Annotated in this window: 11 protein-coding genes and 1 pseudogene; 8 read left to right on the forward strand and 4 right to left on the reverse strand. The window is 67.6% G+C overall.

Features of this window, described 5'->3' with window-relative positions; translation table 11 throughout:
• Positions 1-980 (forward strand): annotated as a pseudogene (locus tag WAW85_RS00580) (DNA polymerase III subunit gamma/tau); the annotation flags it as partial.
• A 214-nt stretch (positions 981-1,194) separates the two neighbouring features.
• Here WAW85_RS00580 and WAW85_RS00585 read toward each other — a convergent pair.
• Both WAW85_RS00585 and WAW85_RS00590 read right to left on the reverse strand, forming a co-directional pair.
• Positions 1,195-2,463, reverse strand: coding sequence for a class I SAM-dependent methyltransferase (locus WAW85_RS00585; protein ID WP_422557728.1), 1,269 nt, complete (start codon positions 2,461-2,463; stop codon positions 1,195-1,197).
• Positions 2,460-3,914 (reverse strand): FAD-binding oxidoreductase, encoded by a 1,455-nt coding sequence (locus WAW85_RS00590; protein ID WP_422557729.1) that lies wholly within the window; start codon positions 3,912-3,914, stop codon positions 2,460-2,462. Before WAW85_RS00590 ends, WAW85_RS00585 begins: the two co-directional genes overlap by 4 nt.
• Before the next feature lie 120 nt (positions 3,915-4,034).
• Here WAW85_RS00590 and WAW85_RS00595 point away from each other — a divergent pair, with 120 nt between their 5' ends.
• From WAW85_RS00595 to WAW85_RS00625, 7 genes are all read left to right on the forward strand, one after another.
• Positions 4,035-4,472, forward strand: coding sequence for an SRPBCC family protein (locus WAW85_RS00595; RefSeq protein WP_422557730.1), 438 nt, complete (start codon positions 4,035-4,037; stop codon positions 4,470-4,472).
• A gap of 20 nt (positions 4,473-4,492) precedes the next feature.
• The gene (locus WAW85_RS00600; protein WP_422557731.1) at positions 4,493-5,464 is read left to right on the forward strand and encodes a pseudouridine synthase; all 972 of its coding nucleotides are present in this window, start codon (positions 4,493-4,495) and stop codon (positions 5,462-5,464) included.
• A gap of 142 nt (positions 5,465-5,606) precedes the next feature.
• Positions 5,607-6,014, forward strand: coding sequence for a hypothetical protein (locus tag WAW85_RS00605; protein WP_422557732.1), 408 nt, complete (start codon positions 5,607-5,609; stop codon positions 6,012-6,014).
• 22 nt (positions 6,015-6,036) lie between these two features.
• On the forward strand, positions 6,037-6,435 hold the full coding sequence (locus WAW85_RS00610) for a YbaB/EbfC family nucleoid-associated protein (RefSeq protein WP_422557733.1): 399 nt from the start codon (positions 6,037-6,039) through the stop codon (positions 6,433-6,435).
• A gap of 22 nt (positions 6,436-6,457) precedes the next feature.
• On the forward strand, positions 6,458-6,814 hold the full coding sequence (locus WAW85_RS00615) for a YbaB/EbfC family nucleoid-associated protein (RefSeq protein ID WP_422557734.1): 357 nt from the start codon (positions 6,458-6,460) through the stop codon (positions 6,812-6,814).
• 38 nt (positions 6,815-6,852) lie between these two features.
• Entirely contained in the window at positions 6,853-7,464 is a 612-nt protein-coding gene (recR, locus tag WAW85_RS00620) for a recombination mediator RecR (protein WP_422557735.1), read from the forward strand.
• Between the two features lie 80 nt (positions 7,465-7,544).
• A complete protein-coding gene (locus tag WAW85_RS00625; RefSeq protein WP_422557736.1) occupies positions 7,545-8,126 on the forward strand; it encodes a hypothetical protein in 582 nt (193 codons plus the stop codon).
• 121 nt (positions 8,127-8,247) lie between these two features.
• Here the strand turns inward: WAW85_RS00625 and WAW85_RS00630 are convergent, their stop codons facing one another.
• Both WAW85_RS00630 and WAW85_RS00635 read right to left on the reverse strand, forming a co-directional pair.
• Positions 8,248-8,961 (reverse strand): type 1 glutamine amidotransferase, encoded by a 714-nt coding sequence (locus WAW85_RS00630; protein ID WP_422557737.1) that lies wholly within the window; start codon positions 8,959-8,961, stop codon positions 8,248-8,250.
• A partial coding sequence (locus tag WAW85_RS00635) for a MurT ligase domain-containing protein (RefSeq protein ID WP_422557738.1) occupies positions 8,958-10,180 on the reverse strand: 1,223 nt, incomplete at its 5' end. The genes WAW85_RS00630 and WAW85_RS00635, both read right to left, overlap by 4 nt.

The following is a 10,180-nucleotide window of genomic DNA, read 5'->3' on the forward strand; positions in this document are numbered from 1 at the left end:
GACCGGAGACGACCGCGCCGGAGTCACCAGCGTCGTCGGCCCGGCTGGCAATGCCTGCGCAGCCCGTACCTGTCCCGGTCGACGCGGTACTGCCGGACGACGACCTGCCCCCGCCGCCGCCGGAGGAGCCGTACTTCGACGCGCCACCGGAGGACGCTGGTCCCGTCCGCACCACGGCTCCTGCCCGCTCTCGGACCCCCGAGCGTCCCCAGGCCTCGGCGACCACTCCGGTGGCGTCGGAGGCTGTGGCGACGACACTGGAACCGACGTCCGCAGCTGAACCGGCGCCTGCCGCAGAACCGCCACCCGCCGCAGAACCGGTGCCCGTGCCTGCTTCGGAACCGGCACGCGCAGCTGCGGCAGCCCCGAGCCTGACCATCGAGGCGGTATCCGCGCGGTGGGCCGACATTCGGGCGGCGGTCAGTTCGCGCCAGGTCGGTGGAATGTCGGGGAAGATCCTTGCCCCGATGTTGTCGGCAGCCACTGTGCAGGCCGTCGGCGATGGAACCGTTGTACTGGGGCACAGCGATTCGGGACTGGTGGGCCGGCTGTCCGACCCGACCCGGCTTGAGATGTTCAACGAGATATTCAGCCAGATATTCGGCGGCAGCTGGCAGGTTCAGGTGGTGCATGCCGCGCCCGGTGCTAGTCCGGCGACATCGAACCGGTCCCCCCGGCAGCCGGCCCCGGTGAAGCGTCAGGAGTTCACTCGGCCCAGCCGGGTCGGTCAGGCCGCGGATCGTCGCCGGGCCGTCGACGATGGGCCCCCGCCGCCGGAGCCCCCGCCCGAGCCCGAGGAGCCCTGGCCTGCCGAACCCAAGCCGGACGAGGAGCTGACCGACGCTGAGCGCGACGAGATGGTCGCGACCGCGCACGACGGCACCCCCGACAAGCGCCTCGACCCCGATCAGATCGCTCTCGAACTGCTCAAATCTGAGCTGGGCGCCCGCCCCGTCGACGGCGGCTCCGCGCCGTTCTGAGGCAGTTCGCCGATCGCGCCGCGGGCTGGCTGATGTCGCGGCCGGCGACTTCTTCATCGCGCTCGAGATCACCTGGTGGCTTACCGAAGTACTGGGCTGGTCCACTCTGACCTACAGCCTGATCGTGTTGGCCTCGGCGGCGATCTGCTCTATCGCCACCGCGACCGCTATCGGCAGGCGCCAGCGAGCGGAACGGTGACCCGGATCGCTCTGGTTAGGGCGTCCACCAGGGACGCAGCGGGGTATTCGGAAGTTTCTGGTCCCCGTTCTTGACCGCCAGGACATGGTGCAGTTCGACGATGTCCCGTTCGAACCCGATCCGGCAGCCCGCCATGTAGAGGCCCCATTGGCGCGCGGTGCCTTCGCCGACCTCGGCGACGGCGGCGTCCCAATTGCGTACGAGGTTCGCATTCCAGTCGCGCAGCGTCATGGCGTAATGCTCGCGGAGGTTCTCCTCGTGCAGCACTTCCACGCCGCTGACATCCTGGATCTTGGAGACAATGGTGCCCGCCCCGGTCAGCTCCCCGTCGGGGAACACGTAGCGGTCGATGAACGGCCCGGCTTTGCTCCGTGTGTGGTTGTCTGGCCGGGTGATGCAGTGGTTTAGTAGCAGCCCGCCGGGGCGCAGTTTGTCGCGCATGAAGCCGAAATACGACGGATAATTTGCCACGCCGATGTGCTCGGTCAAGCCGATGGAGCTGACGGCGTCGAAGTTCGATTCGGTGACATCGCGGTAGTCCGAGTGCCGGACCTCGCCGAAGTCGCTCAGACTTTCGTCGAGGATCGCCTGCTGCGCCCACTGTGCTTGCTCCGCGGAGAGGGTGACCCCGAGGGTGTGGACGCCGCGGCGTGCTGCGTAGCGGACCATGCCGCCCCAGCCGCAGCCGATGTCGAGCAGTCGGTCGCCGGGCTGCAGGTTCAGTTTCTCAAAGATCAGCCGGTACTTGTTCTCCTGCGCCTCTTCCAGGGTCGCGGCGTGATCGGGGTAGACCGCACACGTGTACGTCATAGCCGGGCCGAGCACCATCTCGTAGAACGAGTTGGAGACGTCGTAGTGGTATTGAATCGCCTCGGCGTCACGACCGCGACTGTGCCGCAGGCCCTCCGCGAACCGGCGCCAGCGGGGCAGGGCCTCTTGCGGCGGCGGGGCGATCGGTTTGAAGTGCTCCAAGCCGAGCGATTTCGCGATGCCGGCGAGCACCAGCGGGCTGGGCTTGGTGAAGTTGAGGTCGCCGGACAGGGCCTGCAGCGTGCCGTACGGATCGCCTGGATGGCCGCCGACCAGGTCCAGGTCACCGGATACGTAGGCGCGCGCGAGACCGAGGTCGCCGGGCGCGGTCACCAGATACGTGGTGCCGCGCGGGGTCCGCAGATCGAGGCCGAACTCGGCGTCGACGGGACCGGCGGACGAGCCGTCGTAGGCGGTGAACCGGATCTGCAGTTCTTTGCCCAGGAGTGTCTCAAAGATCTCGGCTAGGTTCATGCGCGCTTCACCGCTTTCTCGTAGAGGCTCGCCAGTCGCCCGCGCGGGTCGTATTTGGCCCGCAATGCGCGGTACGCCATGGAGCCGTACAGCTCGTCGAACTCGTCCTCGGAGTAGAACGATTCGGAGTACAGGGACTTATGGCCGCCGAGTTCGGTGACCTTATTTTCGATTCGGCGGTTCGCGTGGCCCGGCTGGCCCGGGGTGACCGGTACCCCCGACCAGAAGCCGATATTGGTATAGAAGTGACCCGGTTTGAGCGGGTACAGCGGCCAGGGTTGCTCCGGCGAGCAGACGGACGGCAGTCCCGACTCCTGGGCCCCGTCGAAGGAGAGCTTGAGCGGGCACAGCCAGATCGGCTCGATCGGAATCTCGTCGAGGAACCAGTTGATGAAGTCGGCGGTGCGCTCGATCGGCACCTCGATGTCTTGGACGACGCGTTCGCTGGGCGGCTGGCCCTTGCGCGCGTTGAGCTTGTCGCCGATGTTCCACTTGTGGTCGAAGCCGATCAGCTTCCAATAGAAACTCGAGCGCAGGTACGTCTTCGGCCAGAGCTTGCGGATTCGCGGGTTCTGCGCGCCGAACGCACGTGAGCACCAGAACCAGTCGGTGTCCCAGCGCCACAGGTAGTCGGAAATGGTCAGCCGGTCGCGTCTGGGCTCGTACTGCTCCCCGAGCCCTGTCGAGGGGGCGTGCTGGATGGACCGGTAGTAGATGTCCATATCGGTGTAATCGCTGACCGGACCGGGTTCGCTGCTCTGACGACCGAGTGTCAGATAGCACTCGGCGCGGGTAAACACGACGCCGTCGAGGTAGTCGACGCGCTCGCCGTCGTACTCGCGATCGTGGGCGACGCGGATCATCTCGGACTGTAGGTCCTCGATGGAGGTGAAGCGGACGTGCCGCAAGTCGACGAACGGCGGTACCTCTTCGAGATCGATCTCCAAGCGGACCGAATAGCCGAGCGTGCCGTACGAGTTCGGGAAGCCGAAAAACAGATCGGCGTTCTCATTGTCCGGACGGGCGATCACCAAATCGCCGGTGGGCGTGAGGATTTCGAGCTCACGCACTGATTCGTGGGGAAGGCCGTTGCGGAACGATGTCGACTCGATGCCCAGTCCAGTGACGGCTCCGCCGAGAGTGATGGTCTTCAACTGTGGCACCACCGTGGGGGCAAGTCCGTACGGCAGAGTCGCGGCGACGAGGTTTTCGTAGGTGCACATGCCCGCGACCTGCGCGGTGCGCGCGGCGGGGTCCACCGAGATCACGCGATCCAGACCGGAAACATCCAGACCGGGTGCCGGATTGTCGGCCCGTTTGCGAAAGAGATTAGAGGTCTTCTTTGCGAGCCGAATCGGCGCGCCGTCGGGGATCTTGCGGTAGCTCGTCAGCAGCCGGTCGACTCCGCGCCGGAAGGCATCGGTGCCGTATTCGAGGGTGTCGGAAGCCACGTATCTACCGTATCGAATAGTGGGTACCGTTGAGGCCGTCCCGCTGACGGGGCGAATACCCGTGGTACGCGGGGGATTCCCGTCACATGCCGAGTTCAAATGAGATACAAGGAGTTCCCCGTGGGCCAGGTTTCCGCCACCTCCGCCGTCGAGATCGCTGCCGCCCCCGAAGTAGTGCTCGCCGCGCTGTCGGATTACCAGAGCGTGCGTCCGGCGGTTCTGCCTGCGAACTACCGCGACTACCGCGTCGACGAGGGAGGTACCGGTGCGGGCACCGTCGTGCACTGGATTCTGCAGGCTACCGAGAACCGTTCGCGTGACGTCCTCGCGGACATCTCAACCACCACCGACTCGGTGACCGAGACTGACCGGAACTCGTCGATGGTCACCGTCTACCGAGTGAGCCCCGCGGGCGCCGGTAGCCGTGTCGAGACCACCACCCGCTGGCAGGGTGCAGGCGGCATCGGCGGATTTTTCGAAAAGACCTTCGCGCCCAAGGGCCTGGCCCGCATTCAGGCGTCGCTCCTGGACAACCTCAAGACCCGCCTAGAGCAGTGAGCCGCCGGGGGCGGCGGCGCGTGAAGCCGCTCCCGCCGCGGGATGGTGTCGACGCCACCCGCGTCGTGCTTCGGCCGGAGCTGCTCGGCGGCGAGCCGACTGTTCTGGAAGCGGTGCTGGCAGCGCCGACACTGGCGGGAATGACCGACGGGTGGGTGCGCGAGCGGCATGCGTGCGGAGAGGTGGTCGGGGTCGACGGGCGACCGGTCGATCTCGATGCCCCGGCGCTGCGGCCGGAGCCGATCTACCTATACCGCGATCTTCCCGACGAGTGTGAGGTGCCGTTCGGCGTGGAGGTTCTACACGTCGACGAGCGCCTCGTCGTCGTCGACAAGCCGCATTTCTTGGCCACCATGCCGCGCGGTCAGCACGTTACGCAGACGGCGCTGGTGCGGTTGCGCCGACAGTTCGGTGACGAGCTGGCCCCAGCGCACCGCCTCGACCGGCTGACCGCCGGGGTGCTGCTGTTCACCCGTCGGCCGGAAGATCGGAGTGCGTACCAGCGGCTGTTCGCTGACCGGCTGGCGCGCAAGGAGTACCGGGCCATCGCGCCACCCTTCGACGGAGCTCAGGGAACGGTGTCGGCCTCGGGAACGGTGTCGGCCTCGGGAACGGCGTCGGGATGGGGTGTGGGGAAGGCGGTCCGCGTCGAGAACCGGATCGTGAAGACTGCCGGGGACCTGCGCGCGCAGGTGGTGGAGGGCCAGGTCAACGCGGTCAGCGACATCACGCTGGAACGCATCCGCGATGACGGGCTGGGGGAGTACCGGCTGGAGCCGTACACCGGCCGCACACATCAGCTCCGTCTGCACATGGCCGGTCTGGGCGTCCCGATCATTGGCGACCCGCTGTATCCGGACGTCGACTCAGTCCTCGCCACAGCTCCCGAACGCGGCGATTTCACCAGTCCGCTCCGACTGATCGCCTCGTCGTTGGCCTTCACTGACCCGTTCACCGGCGCCGAGCGTCGCTTCACGACGACCCGGACCTGACCTCTTCGCGCGGTCGGAGTCGGATTGCGCGGTCGCGCCTGGTTCCCGCGGCCGCAATAATCCGGCAGCGGGAACGCACTCCGGCCGCGGCAACCGGACTGTGGCCGCGGGAAACGGTCCGGGCGCGCCCTATTCTTGACGCATGGCGATCATCGGCTCCTACGAGCGGCACCCGGACCTCGGGTGTGAGGCCGTGGTCTTTCTCGACACCGAATCCGATGCATGCGTGCAGTTGCAGCGGGATCTGCCCGGCGGGCCGCGGGCCGGGGAGCACGCCATCACCACCGGGGCCAGTGCCCCGGTCTACGGGGGCGTCCGGCAATGGCGACGGGTCCCCGGCGGGGCCCCGTCGACTCCTCGACAACCTCGGAGTAAACCGGACTCCGTCGTCGGCGACGCAGGGAGCGCGAGCGGGGATCGTTTCGAGTTCGCCCTCAACCGGCGGGCGACGGCGTTGTTCGCCGACGAGGTGATCTCGTTCGAAGTGGTGCCGGTCGATGGGCAGACGGTCGACGAGCTCGCCGAGCACATCGACCGGATCCTGAACTGATCTCGTCGCTAGGGTGGGGATCGTGACCGACGCATTTGATGGTGCCGCATTCGATGGTGCCGCATTCGACCCCGCACAACTCGACGTGGCCGCCCAGCGGATGCAGCAGCAGCTGATCCGGGCGCAGGAGATGATCACCGCCGCCCAGCTCGCCGGCTCCGCGGCCGGTGGCCTCGTCGTGGTGACCGGCAACGGCATCGGCGACGTAACCGGGCTGACCATCGCGCCGACACTGCCCCGCGACGACGTCGATGCGCTTTCCGCGATGATCTTGGAGGCGCTCGCCGATCTGGCGATCAAGCGACGCGCCTTCACCGAGCAGGTGATGGGCCCACTCAACGAACCCCCGGCGAACGACGATTTCGGCCTCGCCGTGGACGATCTACCGCGCACCGCCGACGGCCTCATCGATCTGGGCTGATCGAGCGACTACCCTGGTCCTCGTGACTGACGCATTTGATCCCAGCGCCCTGTTCGGCGGCGGAGCCGGCGACGAGAACCCGATGGCAGGTTTGCTCGCGCAGGCCCAAGAGATGCAGAGCCGATTGCTTGTGGCCCAGCAGGAGATTGCCGCCGCCACGGTGACCGGCACCGCGGGCAACGGACTGGTGATCGTCTCGGGCAACGGCACCGGTGACGTGACCAGCGTGACCATTGCTCCGGAGGTCGTCGACGCCGACGACGTCGAGACGCTGCAGGACCTGATCGTGGGTGCGCTGGCCGACCTTGCGCAGCGCCGCGATGCCCTCGCCGCCGAGAAGATGGGTCCGCTGTCGGGCGGCATGCCCGGCCTCGGCTGATTGCGCCGGGTGACATCCCTGCCGATTGAGAGGGCCTGATGTACGAGGGGCCGATTCAGGTACTCATCGACCAGCTGGCGAAATTGCCCGGGCTGGGGCCGAAGGGTGCCCAGCGCATCGCATTCTCGATGCTGGCCGGTGACAAGCAGGAGATCGACCGGCTGATCGCTGCGCTCGGCGACGTCCGGGACAACGTGAACTTCTGCGCCCGCTGCGGCAACGTGGCCGCCGACGAGTTCTGCCGGATCTGCAGCGATTCGCGCCGCGATGCCACCAAGATCTGCGTCGTGGAGGAGCCGAAGGACATCTACGCGATCGAGCGGACCAAGGAGTTTGGTGGCCGCTACCATGTGCTCGGTGGCGCATTGGACCCGCTGAACGGTATCGGCCCGGATCAGCTGCGTATTCGTGAACTGTTGCAGCGGCTGGCCAACCAGCCCGACGGCGTCGACGTCTCCGAAATCATTATCGCCACCGACCCGAACACCGAGGGCGAGGCGACGGCCACCTATTTGCTCCGGATGCTCAAGGATTTCCCCGGCCTGGAGATGACCCGTTTGGCATCCGGTCTGCCGATGGGCAGCGACCTGGAGTTCGCCGACGAACTCACCCTCGGGCGCGCACTTTCCGGCCGCCGGGCCCTGGCTTAGCGCTGCCGCCTGCGGCAGGCGCGCGTTGACTGCGGTAAGCGGCAGCGTCGACCGGTCAGCGTCAGAGTATCCTCAGCGGTGTGTCTAGCGACCACACCGGAGACCCCAGTGCACTCGTTTCGGCCGCGCATCGCCTGGCCGAGACCGGTGATCTGCGCAGCGGGCTTCTCGCGATTGACGGACCCTCCGGTAGCGGCAAGAGCACGTTTGCCGATGCGTTGGTCGGGCGGCTCGCCGAACTCGGTCAGCAGACCATGCTCATCCGCGCCGATCACTTCGCCACCTGGGACGACCCGGCATCGTGGTGGCCCGAACTTGAGATCGACGTCCTCGCGCCGTTCCAGCGCAGCCACGACATCAGCTATCGGCCGCGGATCTGGGACGGCAGCTTTGCCTGGCCGGGGCCGGCGCAGACCGTGCCGTGGGCGCCGCTGCTGATTCTCGAAGGGGTCACGGCTGCGCGCGCAGAAGTTTGTGGTCGCGCGGAGCGGATGTTGTGGCTCGACGGCCCGACGGCACCCGAACGCCTCGACCGCACCGTCGCCCGGGACGGCGCTGATCAGCGGGAGCGCCTTGCCGCGTGGCAGCGTTTCGAGGAGGGCTGGTTCGCCGTCGACCGGACTCGTGAGCGCTGCGAGATCGTTGACGTCGGCGACTGCTGAACGGCGCGCGGCCTGGAGGGTGTGGTTTCGACACACCGGGATGACTGCGTTCGCGCGGCGGCTCGACCACCGATTAGGGGGCTCGACCTCCGGCCCTTGTCGAAACCGAGTCCGGTGCGGCTCAGCGGGCGGCGGCGAAGCGCTCGCGGCGTAGCTGGTCCACCTCGGGAAGGTCCAGCGGCGCGAGGGTAGTTCCGGTGGCCTGCGCCAGCAGATAGTCGGCCAGCTCGGGGTTGCGCGCCAGTAGCGGACCGTGCATGTAGGTGCCGATGACGCTGCCCTGCACGACGCCCTCGACGGGTCCGTTGACCCCATTGCCGGTACCGTGCCGGACGGTGCCGAGCGGCTTCGCCGCCGAGCCCAAATCCGTGGCACCCCGGTGATTTTCGAATCCGCTGAGCGGTTGAGACAGGCCGTCCAGCAGGGGGGTGGTCACGAGTTCGCCGATCGCCCGCGCTGCCATTGGTGACGTGGTGCAGTCGAACAGTCCGATGCCGTCAACTTTCTCGCCCGCGGCTGTCCGGTACCAGTGGCCGAGCACCTGGATCGCCGCGCAAATAGCCAACACCGGCCGGCCCGCGGCGGCGGCGCGCTGCATACCGGTGTGCTGGGACAGGTGCCGGGTCGCCAGCCGCTGCGCGAAGTCCTCTGCGCCGCCGAGCGTGTAGACGTCGAGCGAGTCGGGCACGTCGTCGTCGAGGGTGATTTCGACGATCTCCGCGTCCAGGCCACGCATCCGGGCGCGCTGCCGGAGCACCAAGGCATTGCCGCCGTCGCCGTAGGTGCCCATCACATCGGGCAGGATGAGGCCGATGCGCAGGGTTGATTCGGTCATTGCGCGGCTCCGTTCGGGGAGATGGGCGTGGCCCCGGCTCGCTCCATTGCGGTGCCCAGGTCGCGGAAAGCGGTGTAGTTCGCGAGTACCTCCACGCGCCCGGGTGGGCAGGAGGCAATAGCCTTCATCACGTCGGGCACGGTGATGTGCTCGGCGCCCGCATAGAGCAGCCGCACGCCGAGGTCGGCGGCGCGCTCACCGGCGGCAATCACCTGCATCGTCTCGAAGGTCTCAAAGCGCACATCCCACAGCCAGGAGAGGTCCTCACCGTCGGGCACCTGCCCGTTGACGGCGATCACCAGTGAGTCGGCCTCGGTGTCGATCATTGAGAGTGCTTCCTGCCAGCCCGCCGGATTCTTTGCCAGCAGCGTGCGGATCTGGTGGCCGCCGAGCTGGAAGGAACCGTATCGACCGGCCACTTCGCCGATCGTCCCGACGGCGCGGACTGCGGCGGCCGGGTCGACGCCCATCGCGACGGCGGCCGCGACGGCTTGCGTGGCGTTCCCACGGTTTGCCCGGCCGGGTACCGCCAGAGTCATGGGGGCCTGGAAACCGTCCGGGCCGTAGATGTTCGCGTCGTCGTACCACCACTGTGGCGCCGGGCGACGGAACTTCGCATCGCCGGACGAGTACCAGTCGTCGCCGCTCTCTGCGCCCGGCGCGGTGTCCGCGGGCCGAGATTCCGTCCGCAGAATCGGTTCGCCGGTGCGTGGGCAGCTCACCGAGTCGCCGACCCAGCCCGCTCCGGCAGCCACCCAGACCACCGAGGGGGCGTCGAAAGCGGCGGAGGTGACTAGGACGTCGTCGCAGTTCGCGACGAGGACGGTACCGGGGTGACGCTCGATGCCTTCGCGGAGTCGTCGTTCGATCGCGTTGATCTCGCCGAACCGGTCGAGTTGATCGCGGGAGAGATTCAGCAGTACGAGCACCTGCGGATCGGTCGCATCGGAGACATGCGGGACGTGCATCTCGTCCACCTCGAGTGCGGCGATCGGCGCGGTCCGGTCCACCGACAGGGTCGCGATGATGCCGGCGTCCATGTTGGCGCCGTCCGGCTGCGTCACGACGGGGCCGAGCGTACCGAGCGCTGCCGCGGTCATCCGCGTCGTCGTCGACTTGCCGTTGGTTCCGGTGATCAGCACCGTTCGGCGGCCAGCGGCCAGGCGGGACATGATCTGCGGATCGATCTTCTCGGCGACCAAGCCGCCGATCATCGAGC

Source organism: Gordonia sp. (in: high G+C Gram-positive bacteria) (assembly GCF_049299075.1).
Classification (GTDB): domain Bacteria; phylum Actinomycetota; class Actinomycetes; order Mycobacteriales; family Mycobacteriaceae; genus Gordonia.

Excerpts from the sequence above, each read along its gene's own strand:
- WAW85_RS00585 (WP_422557728.1), bottom strand. The coding sequence starts at position 2,463 with ATGAACCTAGCCGAGATCTTTGAGACACTCCTGGGCAAAGAACTGCAG.
- WAW85_RS00605 (WP_422557732.1), top strand. The coding sequence starts at position 5,607 with ATGGCGATCATCGGCTCCTACGAGCGGCACCCGGACCTCGGGTGTGAG.
- recR (WP_422557735.1), top strand. The coding sequence starts at position 6,853 with ATGTACGAGGGGCCGATTCAGGTACTCATCGACCAGCTGGCGAAATTG.
- WAW85_RS00630 (WP_422557737.1), bottom strand. The coding sequence starts at position 8,961 with ATGACCGAATCAACCCTGCGCATCGGCCTCATCCTGCCCGATGTGATG.